Genomic DNA, 24491 nt, shown 5'->3' on the forward strand with positions numbered 1-24491 from the left:
TGCTTAGGCTGCCGACTAAGCCGGAAAGGAGGTGATCGGGTAAATGAGTGAAACCCGGACGCGCGAGGTGGCTGCGGGCTAGCGGCTCGCCACCACACCGAGTGCGGTGCCGGACCAGCGTGTGTGCGAAGCACGCAGCCGGCCTAATCCAACGCAGTCACCCGACCCGCGGGCTGCCGGTACGTCCGGCCGGCTCCTCCTGGAGGAACCCAGCCCGCGGGTCGTCTGCGTTTACGGGGCGCCCGTGCTCTCAGGGGGCTAGGCGCTCGACCTGCCAGCCGCCGCCCGGCTGGGCCACGTACCGCAGGCGGTCGTGGAGGCGGTTGTGACGGCCCTGCCAGAACTCGATGGTCTCCGGGGAGACGCGGAAGCCGCCCCAGTGCGGTGGGACCGGGACCTGTTCGTCCTCGGGGTAGCGGGCCTGAAGTTCGGCGTAGGCGGTGTCCAGTTCGGTGCGGGAGGCGATCACCGAGGACTGGGCGCTGGCCCAGGCGCCCAGCTGGGAGCCGTGCGGGCGGGTGCGGAAGTAGGCGGCGGTCTCGTCGCGGCCGGTGCGGTGGGCGGTGCCGGTGACGATGACCTGGCGGGCCAGCGGGTGCCAGGGGAAGAGCAGGGAGATGTGCGGGTTCTCGGCGAGGTCGCGGGCCTTGCGGGAGTCGTAGTTGGTGAAGAAGACGAAGCCCTCGGTGTCGAACTGCTTCATCAGGACCGTGCGCGAGCTGGGGCGGCCCGCCGCGTCCGCCGTGGAGACGACCATCGCGTTGGGCTCGTAGATGGTGCCGTGCAGCGCGGCCCGGGCGGCGTCCTCGAACCAGCGGGCGAACTGGTCCATGGGGTGCGCGGCGAGGTCCTGTTCGCCGAGTCCCTCCGCCCGGTACTGCTTGCGCATGGCGGCGGGGTCGAGGACGGGGTCCAGGAGCGGGTCGCGGTCGGTCACGCGGTCATCTTGCCGTATCGAACGGGACTGGCACTCAGTGTCGTACAGACTCCCCAAGTGTGGCACCGGGAGTTATCGTGCAGGTTCCCTTGCGGTTTGGATGACCACCGGCCGATCGGGGCATCACCGGGGTGACCGCCGCCGACCACTTCACGAGGAGCCGCCTGATGTCCGATTTCGTACCCGGACTCGAGGGAGTCGTCGCGTTCGAGACGGAGATCGCCGAACCGGACAAGGAGGGGGGCGCCCTGCGCTACCGGGGCGTCGACATCGAGGATCTGGTCGGTCATGTCTCGTTCGGGAATGTGTGGGGGCTGCTGGTCGACGGGGCCTTCAATCCGGGGCTGCCACCCGCCGAGCCGTTCCCGATCCCGGTGCACTCCGGTGACATCCGGGTGGACGTGCAGTCGGCGCTCGCCATGCTGGCGCCGGTGTGGGGGCTGAAGCCGCTGCTCGACATCGACGAGCGGCAGGCACGGGAGGATCTTGCGCGGGCCGCCGTGATGGCGCTGTCGTACGTGGCCCAGTCGGCGCGTGGGCAGACGCAGCCGATGGTGCCGCAGCGGGAGATCGACAAGGCGAAGTCGGTGGTGGAGCGGTTCATGATCCGGTGGCGGGGGGAGCCGGATCCCAAGCATGTCGCCGCGGTGGATGCCTATTGGACGTCCGCGGCCGAGCACGGGATGAATGCGTCGACGTTCACCGCGCGGGTCATCGCCTCCACCGGGGCCGATGTCGCGGCCGCGCTGTCGGGGGCGGTCGGTGCGATGTCCGGGCCGTTGCACGGGGGTGCGCCCTCGCGGGTGCTCGGGATGATCGAGGAGATCGAGCGGACGGGGGACGCGGAGGCGTACGTCCGGCAGGCCCTGGACCGGGGTGAGCGGCTGATGGGGTTCGGGCACCGGGTGTACCGGGCGGAGGATCCGCGGGCGCGGGTGCTGCGGCGTACGGCGCGGGAGCTGGGGGCGCCGCGGTTCGAGGTTGCCGAGGCTTTGGAGAAGGCCGCGCTGGAGGAGCTGCACGCTCGTCGGCCTGATCGGGTGCTCGCCACCAACGTGGAGTTCTGGGCGGCCATTGTGCTGGACTTCGCCGAGGTGCCGGCGCACATGTTCACGTCGATGTTCACGTGTGCCCGGACGGCCGGGTGGTCGGCGCACATTCTTGAGCAGAAGCGGACGGGGCGGCTGGTGCGGCCGTCGGCTCGGTATGTGGGTCCCGGGCCGCGTCGGCCGGAGGACATCGAGGGGTACGGGGAGATCGCCCACTGAGAGGGGTGGCTCAGGGGCGCGGGCGACTGCGGGTTTGTTGTGGTTGCTCGCGCCGCCCACGCGGCGGAGCCGCATGTCGATACGGACCCGCGCCCTTGAAGATCGGGTCCTTCGGGCCCTGGTTTTCATGCAGGGGTCAGCAGATCCGCATGGTGCCGCTGCGCCACCAGCGGGTGTGCCCTCAGCTTGCCCTTGAGTTCGTTGTAGCCGTACTCGGCGTACAGGGGGTTCGCCGGGTCGGTCGTGATGCCGGGCGCCTCGGAGGCGTGCGGGAAGGACAGGGGCTCGACCTTGGCGTCCAGGCGGGGGTTGTAGAAGAAGGGCACGGAGAAGCGTTCCGTGGCTCCGGGCGGGCTGACCACGCGGTGGTTGGTGGCGATCAGGTAGCCGTTGGTGGCGACTTCGAGGAGTTCGCCGAGGTTGACGACGAAGGCGCCCTCGATGGGCGGGACGTCGTGGAAGAGGCCGTCCTCGCGCTGGACCTGGAGGCCGCCGACGGTGTCCTGGAGGAGCAGGGTCAGGAAGCCGTAGTCCTTGTGGGCGCCGACGCCCTGGTCGGTGCCGTCGTCGGCGCTGCCGGGGTAGCGGACGAGCTTGAGGTGCGGGTGGGCGCGGGTGCCGAAGACCGGGTCGTAGAAGTCGGCGGGGGCGCCGATGGCGGCCAGGAGTTCGTGCAGGAGGCGGTTCGCCACTGCGCCGAGCTTGTCGATCCAGGCCAGGGCTGCGGTGCGCAGTTCGGGGAGGGCGGTGGGCCACTGATTGGGGCCCTGGAGCCACCAGTACGGGGGTTCGCCGGGGGCGGGGACGCGGGCGGGACGTTCGGCGCCTATGTCGAGCTGGTCGCGCCAGTCGCGGGCGCCGGCGGTGCGTTCGTCGCCGGTGCGGGTGTAGCCGCGGAAGTGCGGGGAGCGCACGTTGTCGAGGGCGAGCCGGTCTGCTTCGGGGAGGGCGAAGAAGGCGCGCATGGCGGTGAGCAGCGCGTCGGTCTCGGCCTGGGTGACGCCGTGTCCGACGAGCTGGAAGAAGCCGACGTCGTGGGCGGCGCTGTGCAGCTGGGTGCGGAGCTGGGCGCGGTCCTGGGGGCCGCGGTCGGCGGCCGACAGGTCGATGATGGGGAGCTGGTCGTAGGACGGGGTCGCCGTCTCGCTGTGCGTGGTCATGGTGCGTCCGCGGGTGTACGGGGCACGGGTGGCCGCCGAGGGGTGTGACGGCCCCCGGGTGCCGGAAAAGGACCGGAAAAAAGAAGTGAGGAGGGGGCTGGATCAGGCGGGCGGGCGCCGACAGCCCATGCTCGTGACGCGCACGTAGTCCACGTGGCGGCGGCGGACGAGCATCGGAAGCATGGGGCAAGGGTACTGCCCTGTGCCGGATACGGGTGTGGCCCGGCTCACTGGGTCAGAGCTTGCCCCACACGCGCACGGTGCGGTGGCCGCCCAGCGCGTCCGCGAGCAGGGTGCGGAAGTCCTCGCCGAACTCGGGCCAGTTCCAGAACTCGAAGCCCAGGTGGGCGAAGGCGAAGTAGTCGTAGGCCCAGGTCCAGTCCGGGAGCGGGACCGGGGTGGCGCAGGCGGGGCAGGTGACGTCGGCCGCTCCGGTCGCGTGCCAGCGGTCCATGGCCGTGCCGTACGGCTCCCAGGCCGCGTCTATTCGGTCGTACTCGTCGGTGTAGAGGCGAGTGGTGGCCGTGCAGCGGGGGCACTGGACCCACTCGGGCTCGCCCTGGCCGCCGTGGAAGATCGTGCGCCCGGTGTACACGGTCAGGCCGTCGGACGGTTTCCAGTCGGCGCCTGTGGGGTCGACCGCCCGGTGCCAGTGCGGGCCGGGCAGGTGGTGGCCGAAGGAGCGGTCGGTGCGCTCGGCCAGCACGATGCCCTCGGTCACGAGCCGGTCGAGGACGCGCTTGGCGAGCCGCGGTGCTTCGGCGGCGGTGGCGTCCAGGTCGACGATGGTCTGAAAGTGGTCCCCCATGCCCGCAACCGTAGCCGCCGCCACTGACAACGGCTCAGCCCAGGGCCTGTTCGAGCAGGTCGGCCCACTGGGCGACGACCCGTGCGCGGCGGGCGGTGTCGTCGGTGAGGAGGTTGGCGAGGCCGAGGCCGCGGGCCATGTCCAGGAGTCCCTGGACGGTTTCGCGGACGCCGGGGCGGGTTTCGTCGGCGCCGAGGAGGTCGACGGCGATGCGGTGGGTCTCGCGGCCGACGCGGGCCTCCAGTTCGGTCACGCGGGTGCGCAGCTGGTCCTCGTTGGAGGCGGCGACCCACAGGTGCAGGGCGGCGCGGAAGAGGGGGCCGGTGTAGAGGTCGACGAGGGCGGCGACGACGGCGCGGCGGTCGGCGGGGCCGCCCGGGAAGAGCTCCCGGAGTGCGGTGGAGCGTTCTTCGGCGACGTATTCGACGGCGGCCGTGAAGAGGTCCTCGCGGGTCCGGAAGTGGTGCTGGGCGGCGCCGCGGGAGACGCCCGCGCGTTCGGCGACGACGGTGACGGTGGAACCCGCCCAGCCGTGTTCGGCCAGGCAGGCCACGGCGGCCTCCAGGAGCCGCTGCCGGGTGGCCCGGCTGCGGTCCTGTTTGGGGCTGCGGTCCGGCTTGGGGCTCGGGTCCTGCCGGGCCACGTCGTCGCGTTCCGCCGTCGTGCTCATCCGGTCACACCACCCATGCCGCGTCCCGTCTTTCCAGGAAGGCCGTCATCCCCTCCCGGGCCTGGTCGGAGGAGAACAGCCGGGCCGAGAGCGCGGTCAGCGCCGCCGCGTCCCGGTCGAATGTTTCCAGCACCCTAGCCGTGAGCAGCTGTTTCGTCTCGGTCAGGGCCTGGGGGGAGGAGCGGCGCATGCCATCGAGGATGGGGGCGAGGGCCTTGTCGACGTCGTCGGCGGTCGTCGTCAGCAGGCCGAGGCGTACGGCCTCCGCCGGGTCGAAGCGTTCGCCGGTGAGGTAGTGGCGGGCGAGGGCGCGGGGATCGGTGCGTGGGATGACCGGCAGGGAGATCACCGCGGGGGCGACGCCGATGCGGACCTCGGTGAAGGCGAAGGTGGCCGTGGCGGAGGCGGCGGCGATGTCGCAGGCGGCGAGCAGGCCGAGGCCGCCGGCGCGGACGTGGCCGGTGACGCGGGCGACGACCGGTTTGGGCAGCTCCACGATCTGCCGGAGCAGGGCCACCAGGGCGTCGGGGTCCGGCGGGTCGCGCAGGTCGGCGCCGGCGCAGAAGGTGGAGCCGGTGTGGGTGAGGACGACGGCGCGTACGTCGGGGTCCTTGCCGCAGTCGGTGAGGGCGGCGGCGAGCTCGGAGACGAGGGCGGCCGAGAGGGCGTTGCAGGTGTCGGTGGAGTCGAGGCTGAGGGTTTCGACGGCACGCGCGTGTGTGCGGCTGATCGATGTCACGGCAGCTCCCTCAGTTCCCGGCGCAGGATCTTGCCGGAGGCGGCGCGGGGGACGGTGTCGATGAAGGTGACCTGGCGGATGCGTTTGTAGGGGGCCACCCGTTCGGCGACGTACCGCATGATCTCGTCCTCGGTCGGTTCCTCGGCGGTGTCGGCGCGGCGGACGACGAAGGCGTGCGGGACCTCGTTGCCGTCGGCGTTGTAGGAGCCGATGACGGCGGCGTCGGCGATGCGGGGGTGGGTGAGCAGCAGGGCCTCCAGTTCGGCGGGGGCCACCTGGAAGCCCTTGTACTTGATGAGTTCCTTCACCCGGTCCACGACGTACAGCCAGCCGTCCTCGTCGGTGTGCCCCACGTCTCCGGTGTGCAGCCAGCCGTCGGCGTCGATCATCGCGGCGGTGGCGTCGGGGCGGCCGAGGTAGCCCTTCATCACCTGGGGGCCGCGGATCAGGATCTCGCCGGGCTCGCCGGTGCCGAGGTCCTTGTCGGGGTCGTCCAGGGAGACGATCCGCATCTCGGTGCCGGCGATGAGCCTGCCGACGGTACCGGCGGGGGCGTCGTGCAGCCGCTCGAGGGGGACGACGTGGGTGCCGGGGGACAGTTCGGTCATGCCGTAGGCCTGGCCGATCGGGGGCAGGCCGAGGCGCTGCGAGCAGGCGCGGGCGAGTTGCGCGTCCAGCGGGGCGGCGGCGCTGATGACGTACTTCAGGCAGGAGAGGTCGTAGCGGGCGACCGCCGGGTGCTTGGCGAGGGCGAGGACGATCGGCGGGGCGACGTACAGGCCGGTGATGCGGTGGTTCTCGATGGCTGCGAGGAAGGTCTCCAGGTCGAAGCGGGGCAGGACGACGACCGTGGCGCCCTGGCGCAGGGGCGCGTTCATCAGGGCGGTGAGGCCGTAGATGTGGAAGAACGGCAGTACGGCGAGGATGCGGTCGCCGGGGGCGGCTGGGACGGCGGGCGCCAGCTGGGCGAGGTTGGTGGCGATCTGCCGGTGGGTGAGCATCACGCCTTTGGGGATGCCGGTGGTGCCGGAGGAGTACGGCAGCGCGGCGACGTCCTCGGCCGAGTCGAACACGATCTCCGGTTCGGGGGCGGCGGAGGCGAGCATGTCGATGAGCGACCGGTGCCCGGGCGCGCTGTCACAGACGAATATCTCCCGTATGCCGCCCGCGAGTTCGGCGGCGCGGCGGGCCGCCTCCAGCAGGGGTGAGACGGTGACGATCCAGCGCGCGCCGCTGTCGCCGAGCTGTTTGGCGAACTCCTCGGGCGTGGCGAGCGGGTGCACCGTGGTGACGGAGGCACCCGCGCGCGTGGCGGCGTAGAAGGCGGTCGGGAAGGCGATGGTGTTGGGGCTGTGCAGGGCGAGGACGTCGCCCTTGCGGACGCCCGCGTCGGCGAGTCCGGCGGCGACACGCCGGTGGAACCGGTCCACCTGCTGGTACGTGAGTGTGGTGCCGTCCGTGCCGTCGATGAGGGCGGGGTGCTCGCCGAACTCGGCGGCGCGCCCCAGGACGGCCTCGTGGATCGGGAGTGCTACGGGCGGGACGTCTGCGTACTCGCTGTGGAACACGGTTCCTCCAGGACGGTCGGCGCGGTCGCCTAGTACGACTTGGGCAGGCCCAGGGTCTGGTGAGAGACGTAGTTGAGAATCATCTCCCGGCTCACCGGGGCAATACGAGCCACGCGTGCGGCCGTTATCAGCGAGGCGAGGCCGAACTCGCGGGTGAGCCCGTTGCCGCCGAGGGTGTGCACGGCCTGGTCGACGGCCTTCACGCAGGCCTCCCCGGCCGCGTACTTGGCCATGTTGGCGGCCTCGCCGGCGCCGATGTCGTCGCCGGCGTCGTAGAGGTGGGCCGCCTTCTGCATCATCAGCCGGGCCAGTTCCAGGTCGATGTGGGCCTGCGCCAAGGGGTGGGCGATGGCCTGGTGGGCGCCGATCGGGGACTTCCAGACGGTACGGTCGCGGGCGTACTCGATGGCCTTGGCCAGGGCGTACCGGCCCATGCCGATGGCGAACGCGGCGGTCATGATGCGCTCGGGGTTCAGACCGGCGAACAGTTGCAGCAGACCGGCGTCCTCGTCGCCGACGAGCGCGTCGGCGGGCAGCCGTACGTCGTCCAGGACCAGCTCGAACTGCTTCTCGGCGGCGCCCAGTTCCATGTCGATCGGGCGCTTGTGGAAGCCCTCGGCGTCCGTCGGGACGATGAACAGGCAGGGCTTGAGGCGTCCGGTACGGGCGTCCTCGGTACGGCCGACGATCAGGACGGCGTCCGCCATGTCGACGCCGGAGATGAAGACCTTGCGGCCGGTGAGCAGCCAGTCGGCGCCGTCCTTGCGGGCGGTGGTGGTGATGCGGTGGCTGTTGGAGCCGGCGTCGGGTTCGGTGATGCCGAAGGCCATGAGGCGGGTGCCGTCGGCGATTCCGGGAAGCCACTGCTGTTTTTGCGCCTCTGTGCCGAAGCGGGAGATCACGGTGCCGCAGATGGCGGGTGAGACCACCAGCATGAGGAGGGGGGAGCCCGCTGCTCCCAACTCTTCGAGGACTATGGACAGTTCGGCGATGCCGCCACCGCCGCCGCCGTACTCCTCGGGAAGGTTGACGCCGAGGTAGCCGAGCTTTCCGGCCTCGGTCCACAGTTCGGTGGGCGGTTTGCCCGCGGCGACGGCCTGGACGAGGTAGTCGCGGCCATAGCGTTTGCCGAGGGCGGCTACCGCCGAGCGGAGGGCTTTGTGCTCTTCGGTTTCGATGACGGGAGACATGAGGCTCCTAAGAAGAGGTTTCCTGCACTACGGCGAGCAACATTCCTGGTTCCACCTGCTGGCCGGTCTTGGCGTGCAGCGCGGTCAGCGTTCCTGTGACCGGCGCCGAGATCTGGTGCTGCATCTTCATCGCCTCCAGCCAGATCAGGGCCTGGCCCGCCTGGACGGCCGCTCCCTCCTCAAGGCCCTCGGCGATGCGGACGACCGTGCCCGGCATCGGCGCCAGCAGGGAACCCGGTGCGAGCTGGGCGGTGGGGTCGGGGAAGCGGGGCAGGGCGGTGAGGCGGGTGGCACCCACGTACACCTCGTCGCCGTAGCGGGCGACGGTGTACTTCCGTTCCACGCCGTCCACTTCGAGTACGACCACGCGCGCGTCGGCGTGCACGACCCGCACCCCCTCGGCGGCAAGGCCCTCCCTCGCGTGCCGGTAGCGGACCTCGTGCTCCTCCCCCGCGACCGCGTACCGCTTCACCTGCGGCTGCGAGGGAACGTTGCGCCAGCCGCCGAAGCGGGAGCGGCCGTGGGCGTCGGCGAGAGCGGCGGCCAGGGGGGCGTACGGGTCGGGGTCCGGGGCGGTCAGGGCGTGCAGGTGGCGGTCGTAGAAGCCGGTGTCCATGCGGCCGCTCGTGAACTCCTCATGGCGCAGGGAGCGCACGAGGAGGTCCCGGTTGGTGAGCGGGCCGTGCAGGTCGGCTCGCTGCAGTGCGCCCGTGAGCCGGCGGATCGCCTCCGTGCGGGTGGGCGCGTGGGCGACGACCTTGGCGAGCATCGGGTCGTAGTGGACACCGATGGTGTCGCCGTCGGTGTAGCCGGTGTCCAGGCGGACGCCGTCCGGTACGGCGAGGTGGTGCAGGGTGCCGGTCTGCGGGGCCCAGTCGTGGGCGGGGTCCTCGGCGTACAGGCGGGCCTCGATGGCGTGGCCACGCGCGCGTGGCGGGTCTTTTTCGAGGGCCCCGCCCTCCGCGATGCGGATCTGCTCGGCGACCAGGTCGATGCCGAACACCTCCTCGGTCACGGGGTGTTCGACCTGGAGGCGGGTGTTCATCTCCAGGAAGTGCGCGCGGCCGTCGGCGACCAGGAACTCGACGGTGCCGGCGCCGACGTAGGAGACGGCGCACGCGGCCTGTACGGCCAGCGCGTACAGATCCTCCGTGAGCTGCTCGGAGAGGCCGGGCGCCGGGGCCTCCTCGACGACCTTCTGGTGGCGGCGCTGGAGGGAGCAGTCGCGGGTGCCGAGGGGCCGGATCGTGCCGTGGGTGTCGGCGAGGATCTGGACCTCGACGTGGCGGCCGTGCTCCAGGTACGGCTCGACGAAGACCTCGCCGTCACCGAAGGCGCTCGCGGCCTCGGCGCGCGCGCCCTCCAGTGCGGCGGGCAGTTCCTCCAGGCGGCGCACGATCCGCATCCCACGCCCCCCGCCGCCGGCGGCCGCCTTCACCAGCACCGGCAGGTCGGCCTCGGTGACCTCCTGCAGAGGCATGAGGCCCATCAGTTCCTTGGCGCGGGTCTTGGACGCCATCGCCTCGATGGCCTCCGGGGAGGGGCCGATCCAGGTCAGGCCGGCGTCGAGGACGGCGCTGGCGAAGTCGGGGTTCTCGGAGAGGAAGCCGTAGCCGGGGTGAACGGCGTCCGCGCCGGCGGCGAGGGCCGCCTTCACGATCAGGTCGCCGCGCAGATACGTCTCGGCCGGCGCCGCGCCCGGCAGCCGTACCGCCGTGTCGGCCACGCGCGCGTGGAGCGCGTTCTCGTCGGCGTCCGAGTGCACGGCGACCGTCCGGATTCCCAACTCACGGCAGGTGCGGAAGATCCGGCAGGCGATCTCGCCCCGGTTGGCCACGAGCAGTGTCGTAATCACGTGATGCCTCACATCCGGAAGACGCCGAAGCCGCCGCGCGCGCCCTCGTAGGGCGCGGTGTGGAGGGCGGACAGGCACAGGCCGAGGACGGTGCGGGTGTCGCGCGGGTCGATGACGCCGTCGTCGTACAGCCGCCCGGACAGGAACATCGGCAGCGACTCGGACTCGATCTGCTGCTCCACCATGGCGCGCAGGGCGGCGTCCGCGTCCTCGTCGTACGGCCGGCCCTTCGCCGCCGCCGACTGGCGGGCGACGATCGACAACACGCCGGCGAGCTGCTGCGGGCCCATGACGGCGGACTTGGCGCTCGGCCAGGCGAACAGGAAGCGGGGGTCGTAGGCCCGCCCGCACATGCCGTAGTGCCCGGCGCCGTACGACGCCCCCATGAGCACGGACAGGTGCGGGACCCTGCTGTTGCTGACCGCGTTGATCATCATCGAGCCGTGCTTGATGATCCCGCCCTGCTCGTACTCCTTGCCGACCATGTAGCCGGTGGTGTTGTGCAGGAAGAGCAGCGGGATGTCGCGCTGGTTGGCGAGCTGGACGAACTGGGCGGCCTTCTGCGACTCCGCGCTGAAGAGCACGCCCTGGGCGTTGGCGAGCACCCCCACCGGGTAGCCGTGCAGGGCCGCCCAGCCGGTGACCAGGCTGGTCCCGTAGAGCGGTTTGAACTCGTCGAAGTCGGAGGCGTCGACGATCCGGGCGATGACCTCGCGCGGGTCGAAGGGGATCTTGAGGTCGCCGGGGACGATGCCCAGCAGTTCCTCCGGGTCGTACTTGGGCGACTCGGCGGGGCCGGGATCCGGGTACGCCTTGCGGTGGCCCAGCCGGGCCACCACGCGGCGGGCCTGCCGCAGTGCGTCCGGCTCGTCCACGGCGAAGTAGTCGGCGAGGCCCGACACGCGCGCGTGCATCTCGGCGCCGCCCAGGGACTCGTCGTCGCTCTCCTCGCCGGTGGCCATCTTCACCAGCGGCGGCCCGCCGAGGAAGACCTTCGCCCGCTCCTTGACCATGATCACGTGGTCGGACATGCCGGGGATGTAGGCGCCGCCGGCGGTGGAGTTGCCGAAGACGACCGCGATGGTCGGGATGCCGGCGGCGGAGAGCCGGGTGAGGTCGCGGAAGATGGCGCCGCCGGGGATGAAGATCTCCTTCTGGGACGGCAGGTCGGCACCTCCCGACTCCACCAGGGAGATGCAGGGCAGCCGGTTGGCGAGCGCGATGTCGTTCGCGCGCAGGGCCTTCTTCAGGCTCCACGGGTTGCTCGCGCCACCGCGCACGGTCGGGTCGTTGGCGGTGATCAGGCACTCCACGCCCTCGACCACGCCGATGCCGGTGACCAGCGAGGCGCCGACGGTGTAGTCACTGCCCCAGGCGGCCAGCGGAGACAGCTCCAGGAAGGGCGTGTCCGGGTCGAGCAGCAGCTCGATGCGTTCCCGCGCGAGCAACCTGCCGCGCTCGCGATGCCGTTGGACGTACTTCTCGCCGCCGCCCGCGAGCGCCTTGGCGTGCTCGGCGTCGAGTTCGGCGAGCTTGGCGAGCATGGCCTCGCGGTTGCCCCGGTAGTCGGGGCCGGCCGGGTCCAGGGCCGAGGTCAGGACGGTCACAGCAGGGCCCCCGGGATGTCCAGGTGGCGGGAGCGCAGCCATTCGCCGAGGGCCTTGGCCTGCGGGTCGAAGCGGGCCTGCGCGGCGACGCCCGCGCCGAGGATGCCCTCCACGACGAAGTTCAGGGCGCGGAGATTCGGCAGCACGTGCCGGGTGACGGGCAGGTCCCGGCTCTCGGGGATCAGCTGCCGGAACCTTTCGGCGGTCAGCTCGTGCGCGAGCCACCGCCAGGCCTCGTCGGTACGGGCCCAGACACCGACGTTGGCGTTCCCGCCCTTGTCCCCGCTGCGGGCCCCGGCGATCAGGCCGAGCGGGGCGGGGCGGGTCGGTCCGGGCGGAAGGGGGTCGGGGAGCGGCGGGGCTGGTACGTCGTCCAGGGTCTGAGTGTCCTGGGGCACCGGCACAGGGATACGACGTCCGTCGTGGAGGACGGCCACATGGCCGACGGCACCATGGGGGACGTACACATCCTCGAAGACTCCATAAGGCGAGCCCTTCCCCGGTGGGGAGAGCACATGGAAACCCGGGTAACTGGCCAGCGCCAGCTCCACGGCTGCCCCGCTCAGCGCCCGTCCGACGACCCGCTCGTCCGCGTCCCGTACGACGAGCCGCAGCAGGGCGCTCGCGGTCTCCTCCGTGCCGGCGTCGGCCCGGTCGGTGCGGACCAGCTCCCAAAGGACCTCGGCAGGCGGCGACTTGGCGAGCGCGTCGGTGAGCTGCGCCCGCACCAGCTCGGCCTTGGCCTCGATGTCGAGTCCGGTGAGGACGAAGACGACCTCGTTGCGGAAGCCGCCGAGCCGGTTCAGCCCGACCTTCAGCGTGGGCGGTGGTGCCTCGCCCCGCACGCCCTCGAGCCGCACCCGGTCCGGCCCGTCCTGGCTCAGCCGCACGGTGTCCAGCCGGGCGGTGACATCGGGCCCGGCGTACCGGCCGCCCCCGGTCTCGTACAGCAGCTGCGCGGTGACCGTGCCGACGTCGACCAGGCCGCCGGTGCCGGGGTGCTTGGTGATGACACTGCTGCCGTCGGCGTGGATCTCGGCGAGCGGGAAGCCGGGCCGGTGTACGTCCCCTTCCCGGAAGAAGGCGTAGTTCCCGCCGGTGGCCTGCGTCCCGCACTCCAGCACATGCCCGGCGACGACGGCGCCCGCGAGCCGGTCGTGGTCCGTGGGGCCCCAGCCGAAGTGGGCGGCGGCGGGCCCGGTGACGAGGGCCGCGTCGGTCACCCGCCCGGTGACGACGATGTCCGCACCGGCCCGCAGAGACGCGGCGATGCCGAAGCAACCGAGATAGGCGTGGGCGGCGAGCGCGCCGGGGTGCTCGGCGGTGAGGTCGTCGCCCTCGACATGCGCGACCCGCACACCGATGCCCAATCGATCGGCCAACTCCCGGACGGCCGCCGCCAGTCCGGACGGATTGAGCCCCCCGGCGTTGGTGACGATCCTCACCCCGCGCTCGTGGGCGAGGCCGAGGCAGTCCTCCAGCTGGCGCAGGAAGGTACGGGCGTAACCGGCGCCGGGATCCTTCAGCCGGTCGCGGGCGAGGATCAGCATGGTGAGTTCGGCGAGGTAGTCCCCGGTGAGGACGTCGACCTCGCCACCGGTGAGCATCTCGCGCAGGGCGTCGAAGCGGTCGCCGTAGAAGCCGGAGAAGTTGCCGATGCGCAGCACTGTCATGCCGGGGCCCCCTTCGGCGGGCGGCCGCCGCCGGACGGGCCCGCGAAGGCCTGCGCGATGTCCAGCCAGCGGTCGGCGTCCGGGCCGACGGCGGTCAGGGAGAGGTCGGAGCGGTGGGCGCGCTGGGTGACGAGGAGGCAGAAGTCGAGGGCGGGACCGGTCACGCGCTGCGGGGCGTCCTCGGGGCCGTACGTCCACAACTCGCCCGTGGGCGCCTCGAGTTCCACGCGGAACTCCTCGGTGGACGGGGTGAGCTGGTGGACGGTGTAGGCGAAGTCCCGGGTGCGGACCCCGAGCCGGGCCACATGCCTGAGCCGGTCGGTGGGGGTGCGGACCACACCCAGGGCGTCGGCGATGTCCAGGCCGTGGGCCCAGGTCTCCATGAGGCGGGCGGTGGCCATGGAGGCGGCCGACATGGGCGGGCCGTACCAGGGGAAACGGGCGCCGGGCGGGGCCTTGCGCAGGGCCTGGTCGAGGGCGGTGCGTCCCTTGCGCCAGGCCGACAGCAGCTCGGCGGGCGTGAGCCGGGCGCCTTCCTCCGCGCCCTCGTCCACGAAGGAGTCGGGGGCGGTGAGCGCCTTGTCGACCAGTGCGCGGAAGGCGTCCGCGTCGGTGACGGCGAGCAGCGCCGACCGGTCGGTCCAGGCGAGGTGGGCGATCTGGTGGGCGACGGTCCAGCCGGGGGCGGGGGTGGGCAGTGACCACCGCTCCGGCGCCAGCTCGGCCACCAGTCGGTCCAGTTCGTCGCTCTCGGCACGCAGGTCGTCGATGACGGGCGTCGGGTCGGCCATGGGGGGAGCATGGCAGTGGTCACAGAAACAATCAAGCGTGCTTGCATGAATTTGGCCGACCGGTGTCGCCCGCTTCCCGGGGACGGCCCCTCACACTGCTTTCACCGGCGGATACACCGGCTCCCAGCGCGCCGCGCGCACCGCCGCCTCGACGTCGTCGCCGTCCAGAGCCGACCGGGCGACACCGTCCGCCATCGCCGCGCGGACCACGGCCACGGCGACTGCCTCCGATGTGCCGCGCAGGTCCCGGATGGGCGGGAGGACCGGTGCGTTCAGCCGGGCCAGGTCGGTGTCGCCGGTCCGGCGGGCCACCGCGTCCGCCGCCGCGCGGAGCATGCGGTCGGTGATGCGGGAGGCCCGTGCGACGATCGTGCCGAGGCCGAGACCGGGGAAGACGAGGGCGTTGTTGGCCTGCCCGATCTCGTACGTCGTCCCGTCCCGCTCGACCGGCGCGAACGGGCTGCCGGTGGCCACCAGCGCCTTTCCGCCCGTCCAGTCGAGCAGGTCGGCCGGGGTCGCCTCGGCGAGGCGGGTGGGGTTGGACATGGGCAGGATGATGGGGCGCTCGGTGTGCCGGGCCATCTCGCGGACGATCGCCTCGGTGAAGGCGCCGCTCCGGCCCGAGGTGCCGATGAGGATGGTGGGACGGACCCTTCGGACCACCTCGTCGAGGGGGATGCCGGGCAGGCTGTCGTCGCGCTGCCAGTCGTCGACCTCGTCGACGGGGCGGGCGTAGGGCCGCTGGAAGTCGCGGAGCTTGTCGCCCTGGTCGCCGGTGAGCAGCCCGTACCGGTCGACGCACCAGAAACGGGCGGTGGCCTCGGCCGGGGACAGTCCCTCGGCCACCAGGGCGTCCCGGAGCTGGTCGGCGACGCCGATGCCGGCGGTGCCCGCGCCGAAGACGACGATCCGGTGCTGCCGCAGGGGCACACCGGCGGCGCGTACGCCGGACAGGACGGCGGCGAGGTTCACGGCACCCGTGCCCTGGATGTCGTCGTTGAAGGTGCAGACGCGGTCCCGGTAACGGTCGAGGATCCGGCGGGCGTTGGCGGTGCCGAAGTCCTCCCAGTGCAGCAGGGCGTTCGGGAAGAGTTCGGTCGCGGTGGTGACGTAGGCGTCGATGAAGGCGTCGTACGTCTCGCGGTCGGTGCGGGGGTGCCGGTTGCCGAGGTAGAGGGGGTTGTCGAGGAGCTCCTTGCGGTTGGTGCCGACGTCGAGCATGACCGGCAGGGTGCGGCGCGGGTCGATGCCGGCGGCGGCCGTGTAGACGGCGAGCTTGCCGACCGCGATGTCGATGCCGCCCACGCCCCAGTCGCCGATGCCGAGGATGCCCTCGCCGTCGGTGGCCACGATCAGGTCGACATCGGCGGCGCCGCGACCGCTCGCGCGCAGGGAGCACTCGATGTCGTCGGGGGCGTCCACGGAGAGGTAGATGCCGCGCGGGCGGCGGTACTCGTGGCTGTAGCGCTCGATGGCCGTGCCCACGGTGGGGGTGTACACGATGGGCAGCATCTCTTCGAGATGGTCGCCGACGAGCCGGTAGAACAGCGTCTCGTTGCGGTCGTGCAGCGCGGCCAGATTGACGTTCTTGGCCAAGTCGCTCGGCTGCGCCCGGTATTGGGCGTAGGCGCGTTCGGCCTGCTCGTCCTGGGTGAGCACGCGGGGCGGGACCAGGCCGACGAGGTCCAGGGCCCGGCGTTCGGTCTCGGTGAACGCCGTCCCGCGATTGATCCGGGGGTCGGCGAGTACGGCACGGCCACGGGCGGTGATCTTCAGCGGGCGGGGAGCGGGATCGCTGTTGCCGGTCACGAGACCACTTTTCCACACATCCCGCTCCGGCGCGCACCTTAGTCGCTACTCTCCGTCACCGCCCGACCGGGCGGCTCGGGTGGTTCGGGTCGCGCGGGCATACGGCGGTGATCAGACGGCCGCGCCCCGGCGAGACCTCCGTGGGTCCCCACGCCCGACACCGCATCTTCAGATGTGTCGGGCTGGACGGAACTCGTGCACGGGGAGCGGGAACCTGTCCCAGAGGATCTCCGAACGGATGTCACCGCCGAGTACGGCCGTGAGGAAACGGGTTGCCGTCATGTCGTACCGTTCCCAGTCCTCCCCCGACTCACTGTTGATCAGAATCGGGCGGGCATCGGCTCGATCAGCTCCCGGTAGTCCGCGGGCAGAACCGTCCCCAGCTCCGCCTCGGCCGCCTCCCAGTCCTGGGCACGATCCGGTGCCTCCTGAGGCCCCGGCAGAAGCTCGGCAAGACGATTCAGTTCCGGGCTCATCCGACTCTCTCCTCCCGTACCGGCCAGGCAATCCATCACACGGGCGAATGAATGGCGGCGGCACGTGTTGACGGGGCATCAGTTCGTGGCCCGCCCTGTGACAAGACCGGGACGTCAGGCCTCCGGCGTCGCCGCCGGGGCCGTACCCCGGCCCACCTGGGTGCGGACCGCTCCGATGCTCGCCGCGATGACCAGCGCGATCGCGGCGGCCTCCGTGGCGGACAGGGACTGGCCGAGGATCAGGAAACCGGCCGTTGCCGCGATCGCCGGTTCGAGACTCATCAGGATCGCGAACGTGGAGGCGGGCAGGCGGCGCAGGGCCAGGAGTTCGAGTGTGTAGGGCAGGACGGAGGAGAGCAGGGCCACCGCCGAGCCGAGGGCCACGGTCGTGGGGTTCAGGAGGCGGGTGCCGGCCGAGGTGATGCCGATGGGGAGGAAGAGGAGGGCCGCTATCGCCATGGCCAGGGCCAGGCCGTCCGCCTGGGGGAAGCGGCGGCCCGTACGGGCGCTGAAGAGAATATAGATCGCCCACATGGCGCCGGCACCCAGGGCGAATCCGACACCTGTGGTGTCGAGACTGCTGAAGCCTCCGCCGCTCAGCAGGAAGACGCCCAGCAGGGCCAGGCCCGCCCACACCGCGTTGATGGCCCGGCGGGAGGCCAGGACGGACAGGGACAGCGGGCCGAGGACCTCCAGGGTGACCGCCGGGCCCAGCGGGATGCGGGCGACCGCCTCGTAGAAGAGGCCGTTCATCGCGCCCATGGCGATACCGAACGCGATGACCGTGCCCCAGTCGGCGCGGGAGTGGCCGCGCAGCCGGGGGCGGCAGACGAGGAGGAGGACGACGGCCGCCGCGAGGAGGCGGAGGGCGACCACGCCCGGCGCGCCGGCCCTCGGCATCAGGGTCACCGCCAGGGCCCCGCCGAACTGGACCGAGATGCCGCCGGCCAGCACCAGGCCCACGGGGCCGAGCGAACCGGGCGAGCCGAAGCGGCGCGGGCCTCGGGCAGGGGTGACCGGGGTCGGCGTGGCGGTGCTGGAGATGGCGGTCACGGGCGGTCCTGTGCTTGATCGGATTCGTTCATCTCGATGTACTAATGAGTCCAGAGTAATGGACTCCGACAGGTGCGTGAACCCTTTAAGGAACTGTCCCGAATGCTGGAAGTCAGATGCCCGGCCAGGCCTCCTCGTCGCGGAAGAGGGGGCGGCCGTCAGGGAAGGTGGTGGGGAGGGGGGTGGTGAGGGGGGTGGGCATGGGGGCGGCGGCGTAGGGGTCGTAGCCGTGGTCGTAGCCGTACGGCTGCTGGTACGGCGGCACGTGCTCGTACGCGGGAGCCGGCACCGGTGCCTGCTGCTCCTCCCACAGCGGCATGCGCAGCTCGCCGGTGTCCATCACCGCGTTGTTCTGCGAGCGGTGCAGCCGTGCGTACGCCCCGCCCCGGGCGAGGAGTTCGTCATGCCGGCCGGTCTCCACGATCCGGCCCCGGTCGACCACCAGGATGCGGTCGGCGTCGGGGGCGAGGTTGAGGTCGTGGGTGATCATGATCGTCGTACGGCCGGTCATCAGGCGGCGCAGGGGTTTGACGACGCGGCGGGCGGCCATCGCGTCCAGGCCCGTCGTCGGCTCGTCGAGGACCAGGACGGGCGCGTCGCGCAGGATGGCGCGGGCGATGGCGAGGCGCTGGAGCTGGCCGCCGGACAGGCGGGCCGAGTTGGGGTCGACCCGGGTGTCGTACCCCTCGGGCAACCGCGAGATGAACTCGTGCGCGTCAGCCGCCCTCGCCGCGTCCTCGATGGCCCGGTCGCTGGCGCCGGGCCGGCCGCAGGCGATGTTGGCGCGGACCGTGTCGTGCAGGACGAGGGTCTCCTGCGGGAGGAGGGTGATGTGCTCGCGGAGGCGGGCCAGGGGGAAGTCGCGCAACGGTACGCCGTCCAGAAGGACGTCTCCGGAGTCCGGGTCGTAGAAGCGCAGCAGGAGCTTGGAGACCGTGGACTTGCCCGCGCCGCTCGGGCCGGTGACGATCACCAGCTCGCCGGGGCTGACCATGAAGGAGAGGTCTTGCAGGGCGGCCTTCTCGGCGCCGGGGTAGCGGAAGGTGACGTCCCTGACCTCGACCGTGCCGTCCGGGCGGCCGGTGTCCGCAGGGTGACGCGGGTCGGTGACCGAGGGGCGGACGTCCAGGATCTCGATGAGCCGCTCGGCGCCGGCCGTGGCCGCGGTGACGGTGAGGCCGAGCTGGGCCAGGCCGCGCACCGGTGGATAGAGGTAGCCGAGGAAGGCGGCGAAGGCGAGGAGCTGACCGAGGGTCATCCGGCCGGTGGAGATCTCCCAGGCGCCGATGCCGATCACCGTGAGCACGCACACCGTCTCGATGACCTGCACTATCTGTTCGTAGGCCTCGTTCAGGCGGGTGGAGCGGACCGAGGCGCGGAACCAGGCGTTCGCCTCCTCGCGCAGCCGGCGGCGTTCGGCGTCCCGGCGGTCGTAGGCCTGGGTGAGCACGATGTTGCCGAGGGACTCCTCCACCACGGAGGTGATCGCGCCGTCGGCGACCCGGCCCTCGCGGGAGACGTCCTTGATGGAACCGGAGAAGCGGCGGGCGGCCAGCCAGAACAAAGGCGCGAGGACGAAGGTGGCGGCGGCCAGGTCCCAGCGCAGCCAGAACGCGGCGGCCGCGTAGAAGAGGGCGGAGAAGGCGGCCGAGGCGGCGCCGATCAGGCCGGAGACGACCATCGTCTCGATCGCCTCCACGTCACTGGTCAGCCGGGAGAGCAGATCGCCCTGGCGGTGGCGCTGGAAGAAGTGCGGGGGCAACTGCTGGACGTGGTCGAAGACGTGCTCGCGCAGCCGTATCACGAACCGTTCGGTCACCCAGGCGGCGAGGGAGTTGCCGGCGTAGGCGACGACGGCGCCGACCACGGCGATCGCCAGCCACTTGCCCGCCGGGCTCCAGAACGCGGCCAGCGAGCCCTTCTGCAGGGCGTGGTCGGTGAGGTCGCCGAACAGCAGGATGGCCTCGGTCTCGGCGAGCGCGGCGAGAACCGTGCACAGCCAGACCAGGAGCAGCCACTTTCTGAGCCCCTTGGTCAGCGGCCAGAAACGGCGGAATGCGGTACGGGCCGGAATGGCAGTGGTGTCGTACTCGAATTCGTCACCCTCTTCATCCACAACGGATTCCCTTCTGAATCACCGTCCCGAATAAAACAAAAAGGGGCCGACGGTGCACCACCGGCCCCTTTCAGTTCAGCGCCGGATCAGTGGTCCCGGCCGGGCAGCGGCTTGGGCAGCGGCTTCGGGGCATGCTTCTTCTTGGGCTTCGGCGGGGGCGGGGGCGGCAGCTGCTTCTTCGGCTTCGGGGGCAGCGGGGCGAGCTTCTTCAGGCTCATTCCGACTCCTAATGTCGCACTGTACGTGTGGGTGCTGAATTCCGCGTCCGGAACCCGACGTCGAAGAACCTACACGCCACCCAGGAGCCCGAACGGCAAAATCGGCAAAGGGGCGCTGTGAATACCTTGGGGGTTCCTGAGAGACCCGCGCGAAACTGAGAGTTCTCTTATGAACCTGAGAGCAGGCTTGTGAAACGGCGTCAGCGGGCCATGTGATCCGGCGTCAGCGCAGGGTCAGGTAGACGTCAAGTGCCTTGTGCAGGAGGCGGCTCAGCGGGAAGTCCCACTCGCCCACGTACTCCACGGCCTCGCCGCCCGCGCCCACCTTGAAGCGGAGCAGGCCGATGAGGTGGTCGGACTCCTCCAGGGTGTCGGTGATGCCCCGGAAGTCGTAGACGTGCGCCCCGAGTTCGTGGGCGTCGCACATCATGCGCCACTGCAGCGCGTTGCTGGGCTGCACCTCGCGCTTGCGGGCGGTGGAGGCGCCGTAGGAGTACCAGACGTGCCCGCCGACGATCAGCATCGTGGCCGCGGCGAGGACCTCGCCGTCGTGGTGGGCGAGGTACAGCCGCATCCGGTCGGGCTCCTCGGCGGTGAGCGCGCTCCACATGCGCTGGAAGTACGGCAGCGGGCGCGGGATGAACCGGTCGCGCCGGGCCGTCTCGGCGTACAGCCCGTAGAAGACCGGCAGGTCCTCGTAGCCGCCCGGGACGACCTTCACGCCCGCCTTCTCGGCCTTCTTGATGTTGCGCCGCCACTGCTGGTTCAGGCCCCGGTGGATGTCGTCCAGCGATCGTCCGGCGAAGGGCACCTGGCACACATACCGGGGCTGCCCGGCGGCGAATCCCTCCTCGCCGGCCGGCTCGGTCTGCCGCCAGCCCATCCGGCGCAGCCGGTCGGCCAGGTCCACGGCGCCCTGTTCGGACGAGGTCGGCGGCACGTCCCGCAGCCGGTGCGCGTCCGGGTCGGCGATCGCCGCCTTGACCGCCTCGGGACTCCAGCGCCGGGTCACCACGGGCGGGCCCATCTTCACCGAGAACGCGCCCAGCCCCTTGAGATGGGCCAGCATCGGCTCCAGCCACCGCTCCAGCTCGGGCGAGTCCCAGTCGATGACCGGCCCCTCCGGTAGATAGGCCAGATACCGCCTGATCTTCGGCAGTGGCCTGAGCAGCACCAGCCCGGCCCCGACGAGCCGCCCGTCCGGCTCGAACCATCCGAGGCTCTCCGCCCGCCAGTCCGCCTTCACATCCCCCCACGACGGCACCTGCATATGGCTGAGGGAGGGCCGGCCCGCCACGAAGGCGAGATGCTCGGCACGGGTGATGGTCCGCAGGGTGAGAGACATGGTCGCTCCTTGAACATCACATGATCGCAGTTCACCTCACCCTACGAAGCACCCCGCCCGTCCTCCGGTTCCCCGGGCCGTCGGCGCCCTCGGCTGTCCGCAGAGCTCAGCCCTACGGCCCTGCGAGAGACCCGCCGGCATTCCAGTGACCCTGGTTCCTGTGGTGTGCCGTCAGTCAACCGGCCGGCCGGATCCCGGGCCATCGCCGAGACGCTCGACCGCATACGCGACGGTCCAGCGGGCCCTGCGCTGCCCCGTACCGATCAGCCGGCTTCCTCGCTTCCCCCTGTCTCTCCCTCCAGCGCCTCCGCCAGCACCTCCGCCAGATGCCGGCCCCGCACGCCGGCCAGCTGCTCCAGCTGGGTGCGGCAGGAGAAGCCGTCGGCCAGGATCACGGTCTGCTCGGGTGCTTCGCGGACCGAGGGCAGGAGCTGTTCCTCCGCGCAGGTCCTGGACACCTCGAAGTGGCCTTTCTCGAAGCCGAAGTTGCCCGCGAGGCCGCAGCAGCCGCCGCTCAGCTCGCCGGTGAGACCCGCTGCCGCGCGCAGCCGGCGGTCGGGGGTGTCGCCGAGCACCGCGTGCTGGTGGCAGTGGGTCTGTCCGGCGACCGGACGGTCCACGGCGGGCGGGGTCCAGTGCGGGGCGTGCCGCTGCAGGGCCTCGGCGAAGGTGACGACGGCCGAGGCGAGGCGGGCGGCGCGCGGGTCGTCGTGCAGCAGCTCGGGCAGGTCGGTGCGCAGGGCCGCCGCACAGCTCGGTTCCAGGACGACGACCGGGACCCCGGCCCGCAGCACCGGCTCCATCAGGTCCAGCGTGCGCCGCAGGACCGTGCGGGCGCGGTCGAGCTGGCCGGTGGAGACATAGGTGAGGCCGCAGCAGACCCGGGCCCGGCGGGCGGTGAGCAGCGCGGTGGCGGACCGTGTCCTGCCGTCGCCGATCCTTCCCCCGCGTGGCAGCAGCGTCGGCGGCAGGGCCACCCGCAGCCCGGCGGCCTCCAGCACCCGGACGGCGGCCCGGCCGACAGCCGGTGACAGATGCTCGGTGAAGGTGTCCGGCCAGAGCACGACCAGGTCCCCCGGGCCCGAGCCCCACGGCACCCGCCCCCCGGTGCCGCCGCCGTGGGCGGACTTCCTGCCGCGTCCGCGCCACCAGCCGGTGAACGTCCGCGTCGCCAGCCGGGGAATCTCCCGCTCGGCCGCGATCCCGCCCAGGCGCTTGCCTGCCTGGGCCAACGGCCGTATCGAGGCCAGGGCGTTGAGCAGTGGGGCCGTGCGGGTGACGGCGACCCAGCGCAGCCACTGCGGCAGTCGGCCCATGCTGAAGTGCGCGGCGGGACGGCGCCGGCCGGCGTAGTGGTGGTGCAGGAACTCCGCCTTGTAGGTGGCCATGTCGACGCCGACCGGGCAGTCGGAGCGGCAGCCCTTGCAGGACAGGCACAGGTCGAGGGCGTCACGCACCTCGGTCGAACGCCACCCTTCGGTGACCAGTTCGCCGGCCAGCATCTCGTGCAGCAGCCGGGCCCGGCCGCGCGTGGAGTGCTCCTCCTCGCCGGTCGCCCGGAAGGACGGGCACATCACGGCGGGCCCGGACGCCGTGGTCGTACGGCACTTGGCGACGCCGACGCAGCGACGGACGGCGGCACGGAAGTCGCCTTCGTCGGCCGGGTAGCCGAAGGCCACGTCGACCGGGGTGCGGGGCAGCACCGAGAAGCGAAGGTTCTCGTCCAGCCGCGCCGGGCGGACCAGCATGCCGGGGTTGAGCAGGTCGTCGGGGTCCCAGACCGCCTTGGCCCGTTCGAAGAGCCGGACCGTCTCCGCGCCGTACATGCGCGGGAGCAGCTCCGCGCGGGCCTGTCCGTCGCCGTGCTCCCCGGACAGGGAGCCGCCGTGCTCCACCACCAGGTCGGCCAGTTCCTCGGAGAAGCGGCGGAAGCGGCCGATACCGGCCCCGGTGAGCAGGTCGAAGTCGATTCGGACGTGGATGCAGCCGTCGCCGAAGTGACCATATGGCGTGCCGCGCAGGCCGTGCGCCGACAGCAGCCCCCGGAAGTCGCGCAGGTAGGCGCCGAGCCGGGCGGGCGGCACCGCGCAGTCCTCCCAGCCGGGCCAGGCCTCACTGCCGTCGGGCATACGGGTGGCCGTACCGCTCGCGTCCTCGCGGATGCGCCACAGGATCCGCTGGGCGGCCGGGTCGGTCACCACCAGCGAGTCGATCACGTCGGCCGCGCGGACGATGTCCTCCGCACGCGCGTGTGCCTCGGCCGCCGACTCCCCGCCGGTCTCCACGAACAGCCAGGCACCCCCCTTGGGCAGCCCGGCCGGCGAACGCACCAGGTCGGCCGCCATGCCCTCCACGGTCAACGGGCCGAGCGGAAGGAGTCCGGCGGCGGCCTCGGCGGCGGCGCTCTCGTCGCCGTACGCCAGCACGGCCAGGGCACGCGCGCGTGGGGCCTGAACCAGCTGGACGACGGCCTCGGTGAGGATGCCGAGGGTGCCCTCGGAACCGCAGAAGGAGCGGGCGACGTCGGCGCCCTTCTCGGGCAGCAGCGCATCCAGCGCATACCCGGAGATGCGGCGGGGCAGCTCCGGGAAGCCGGTGCGCAGCCGCGCCAACTCCCCCTCCGCGAGCTCGCGCAGCCCGTCCGGTGCCCCGGCCCAGTCCCGGCCGAGTCGCAGGCGGTGCCCGCGCGCCGTGAGGACGCACAGCTCCCGCACGCTGTCCGCGGTCGTGCCCCAGGCGACCGAGTGCGAGCCGCAGGAGTTGTTGCCGATCATCCCGCCGAGCGTGCACCGGCTGTGCGTGGACGGGTCCGGGCCGAAGCGCAGCCCGTGCGGGGTGGCGGCCTCCTGGAGCAGGTCGAGGACGAGCCCCGGTTGGACGACGGCCGTTCGGGTGCCGGGGTCCAGTTCCAGCAGGCCGTTCATGTGCCGGGTGAAGTCCAGCACCACGCCGGTGCCGGTCGCCTGCCCGGCGATCGAGGTGCCCCCGCCGCGCGCCACCACCGGCACCCCGCGGGTCCGGCAGACCTCCAGCACGGCGGCCACGTCGTCGGCGTCTCTCGGGGCGACGACGCCCGCCGGGACACGCCGGTAGTTGGACGCGTCCATGGTGACCAGCGCCCGGGAGGTGGTGTCGAAACCGACCTCGCCCCGGACGGCGCCGCGCAGCTCCGCTTCGAGACCCGAGTGATCCGTCATGCGTCCAGGAT

Annotated in this window: 19 protein-coding genes; 1 reads left to right on the top strand and 18 read right to left on the bottom strand. The window is 71.9% G+C overall.

Annotation, left to right across the window (positions count from 1 at the left end; translation table 11 throughout):
• Nucleotides 1-250 precede the first annotated feature (250 nt).
• On the bottom strand, nucleotides 251-937 hold the full coding sequence (gene pdxH, locus AB0M27_RS04255; protein ID WP_365717739.1) for a pyridoxamine 5'-phosphate oxidase: 687 nt from the start codon (nucleotides 935-937) through the stop codon (nucleotides 251-253).
• 167 nt (nucleotides 938-1104) lie between these two features.
• On the opposite strand from pdxH, the gene AB0M27_RS04260 reads away from it, so the two are divergent.
• Complete coding sequence (locus AB0M27_RS04260) at nucleotides 1105-2205, top strand: citrate synthase 2 (protein ID WP_365717741.1); 1101 nt, start codon at nucleotides 1105-1107, stop codon at nucleotides 2203-2205.
• A gap of 125 nt (nucleotides 2206-2330) precedes the next feature.
• On the opposite strand, the gene AB0M27_RS04265 is transcribed toward AB0M27_RS04260, so the two are convergent.
• The 17 genes from AB0M27_RS04265 to AB0M27_RS04345 all read right to left on the bottom strand — a co-directional run bounded on the left by AB0M27_RS04265 (nucleotide 2331) and on the right by AB0M27_RS04345 (nucleotide 24480).
• Nucleotides 2331-3365 carry a 2-oxoglutarate and iron-dependent oxygenase domain-containing protein gene (locus AB0M27_RS04265; protein ID WP_365717743.1) on the bottom strand — a complete coding sequence of 345 codons (1035 nt, stop codon included), beginning with the start codon at nucleotides 3363-3365 and terminating at the stop codon, nucleotides 2331-2333.
• 235 nt (nucleotides 3366-3600) lie between these two features.
• A complete protein-coding gene (locus tag AB0M27_RS04270; protein ID WP_365717745.1) occupies nucleotides 3601-4173 on the bottom strand; it encodes a hypothetical protein in 573 nt (190 codons plus the stop codon).
• A 34-nt stretch (nucleotides 4174-4207) separates the two neighbouring features.
• Nucleotides 4208-4843: a TetR/AcrR family transcriptional regulator gene (locus AB0M27_RS04275; protein ID WP_365717747.1), complete on the bottom strand. Its 636-nt coding sequence runs from the start codon at nucleotides 4841-4843 to the stop codon at nucleotides 4208-4210.
• Between the two features lie 4 nt (nucleotides 4844-4847).
• Complete coding sequence (locus tag AB0M27_RS04280; RefSeq protein WP_365717749.1) at nucleotides 4848-5582, bottom strand: enoyl-CoA hydratase family protein; 735 nt, start codon at nucleotides 5580-5582, stop codon at nucleotides 4848-4850.
• The gene (locus tag AB0M27_RS04285; RefSeq protein WP_365717751.1) at nucleotides 5579-7150 is read right to left on the bottom strand and encodes a 4-coumarate--CoA ligase family protein; all 1572 of its coding nucleotides are present in this window, start codon (nucleotides 7148-7150) and stop codon (nucleotides 5579-5581) included. Before AB0M27_RS04285 ends, AB0M27_RS04280 begins: the two co-directional genes overlap by 4 nt.
• 29 nt (nucleotides 7151-7179) lie before the next feature.
• Nucleotides 7180-8340: an acyl-CoA dehydrogenase gene (locus tag AB0M27_RS04290; RefSeq protein ID WP_365717753.1), complete on the bottom strand. Its 1161-nt coding sequence runs from the start codon at nucleotides 8338-8340 to the stop codon at nucleotides 7180-7182.
• A gap of 7 nt (nucleotides 8341-8347) precedes the next feature.
• Entirely contained in the window at nucleotides 8348-10195 is a 1848-nt protein-coding gene (locus tag AB0M27_RS04295; RefSeq protein ID WP_365717755.1) for a biotin carboxylase N-terminal domain-containing protein, read from the bottom strand.
• Between the two features lie 8 nt (nucleotides 10196-10203).
• Complete coding sequence (locus AB0M27_RS04300; protein ID WP_365717757.1) at nucleotides 10204-11802, bottom strand: carboxyl transferase domain-containing protein; 1599 nt, start codon at nucleotides 11800-11802, stop codon at nucleotides 10204-10206.
• The gene (locus AB0M27_RS04305) at nucleotides 11799-13475 is read right to left on the bottom strand and encodes an acyclic terpene utilization AtuA family protein (RefSeq protein WP_365717759.1); all 1677 of its coding nucleotides are present in this window, start codon (nucleotides 13473-13475) and stop codon (nucleotides 11799-11801) included. The genes AB0M27_RS04300 and AB0M27_RS04305 overlap by 4 nt, the downstream gene beginning before the upstream one ends.
• A complete protein-coding gene (locus tag AB0M27_RS04310) occupies nucleotides 13472-14266 on the bottom strand; it encodes a TIGR03084 family metal-binding protein (protein ID WP_365717761.1) in 795 nt (264 codons plus the stop codon). Before AB0M27_RS04310 ends, AB0M27_RS04305 begins: the two co-directional genes overlap by 4 nt.
• Nucleotides 14267-14356: 90 nt before the next feature.
• Nucleotides 14357-16075: an NAD-dependent malic enzyme gene (locus tag AB0M27_RS04315; protein WP_365717763.1), complete on the bottom strand. Its 1719-nt coding sequence runs from the start codon at nucleotides 16073-16075 to the stop codon at nucleotides 14357-14359.
• 320 nt (nucleotides 16076-16395) lie between these two features.
• Nucleotides 16396-16551 carry a hypothetical protein gene (locus tag AB0M27_RS04320; protein WP_365717765.1) on the bottom strand — a complete coding sequence of 52 codons (156 nt, stop codon included), beginning with the start codon at nucleotides 16549-16551 and terminating at the stop codon, nucleotides 16396-16398.
• A gap of 114 nt (nucleotides 16552-16665) precedes the next feature.
• Nucleotides 16666-17604: an EamA family transporter gene (locus AB0M27_RS04325; RefSeq protein ID WP_365717767.1), complete on the bottom strand. Its 939-nt coding sequence runs from the start codon at nucleotides 17602-17604 to the stop codon at nucleotides 16666-16668.
• 112 nt (nucleotides 17605-17716) lie between these two features.
• Nucleotides 17717-19720 carry an ABC transporter ATP-binding protein gene (locus tag AB0M27_RS04330; protein WP_365717769.1) on the bottom strand — a complete coding sequence of 668 codons (2004 nt, stop codon included), beginning with the start codon at nucleotides 19718-19720 and terminating at the stop codon, nucleotides 17717-17719.
• A gap of 86 nt (nucleotides 19721-19806) precedes the next feature.
• Nucleotides 19807-19938: a hypothetical protein gene (locus tag AB0M27_RS04335; RefSeq protein WP_365717771.1), complete on the bottom strand. Its 132-nt coding sequence runs from the start codon at nucleotides 19936-19938 to the stop codon at nucleotides 19807-19809.
• A 223-nt stretch (nucleotides 19939-20161) separates the two neighbouring features.
• Nucleotides 20162-21283, bottom strand: a complete 1122-nt coding sequence (locus tag AB0M27_RS04340) for a peptidoglycan bridge formation glycyltransferase FemA/FemB family protein (RefSeq protein WP_365717773.1) — start codon at nucleotides 21281-21283, stop codon at nucleotides 20162-20164.
• A gap of 263 nt (nucleotides 21284-21546) precedes the next feature.
• The gene (locus AB0M27_RS04345; RefSeq protein ID WP_365717775.1) at nucleotides 21547-24480 is read right to left on the bottom strand and encodes an FAD-binding and (Fe-S)-binding domain-containing protein; all 2934 of its coding nucleotides are present in this window, start codon (nucleotides 24478-24480) and stop codon (nucleotides 21547-21549) included.
• Nucleotides 24481-24491 lie beyond the last annotated feature (11 nt).

This window comes from Streptomyces sp. NPDC052107 (assembly GCF_040680215.1).
Classification (GTDB): domain Bacteria; phylum Actinomycetota; class Actinomycetes; order Streptomycetales; family Streptomycetaceae; genus Streptomyces.

Bases quoted from the DNA above. Each gene is read 5' to 3' on its own strand.
- AB0M27_RS04260 (WP_365717741.1), top strand. From the start codon at position 1,105: ATGTCCGATTTCGTACCCGGACTCGAGGGAGTCGTCGCGTTCGAGACG.
- AB0M27_RS04265 (WP_365717743.1), bottom strand. From the start codon at position 3,365: ATGACCACGCACAGCGAGACGGCGACCCCGTCCTACGACCAGCTCCCC.
- AB0M27_RS04270 (WP_365717745.1), bottom strand. From the start codon at position 4,173: ATGGGGGACCACTTTCAGACCATCGTCGACCTGGACGCCACCGCCGCC.
- AB0M27_RS04275 (WP_365717747.1), bottom strand. From the start codon at position 4,843: ATGAGCACGACGGCGGAACGCGACGACGTGGCCCGGCAGGACCCGAGC.
- AB0M27_RS04290 (WP_365717753.1), bottom strand. From the start codon at position 8,340: ATGTCTCCCGTCATCGAAACCGAAGAGCACAAAGCCCTCCGCTCGGCG.
- AB0M27_RS04305 (WP_365717759.1), bottom strand. From the start codon at position 13,475: ATGACAGTGCTGCGCATCGGCAACTTCTCCGGCTTCTACGGCGACCGC.
- AB0M27_RS04310 (WP_365717761.1), bottom strand. From the start codon at position 14,266: ATGGCCGACCCGACGCCCGTCATCGACGACCTGCGTGCCGAGAGCGAC.
- AB0M27_RS04320 (WP_365717765.1), bottom strand. From the start codon at position 16,551: ATGAGCCCGGAACTGAATCGTCTTGCCGAGCTTCTGCCGGGGCCTCAG.
- AB0M27_RS04335 (WP_365717771.1), bottom strand. From the start codon at position 19,938: ATGAGCCTGAAGAAGCTCGCCCCGCTGCCCCCGAAGCCGAAGAAGCAG.
- AB0M27_RS04340 (WP_365717773.1), bottom strand. From the start codon at position 21,283: ATGTCTCTCACCCTGCGGACCATCACCCGTGCCGAGCATCTCGCCTTC.
- AB0M27_RS04345 (WP_365717775.1), bottom strand. From the start codon at position 24,480: ATGACGGATCACTCGGGTCTCGAAGCGGAGCTGCGCGGCGCCGTCCGG.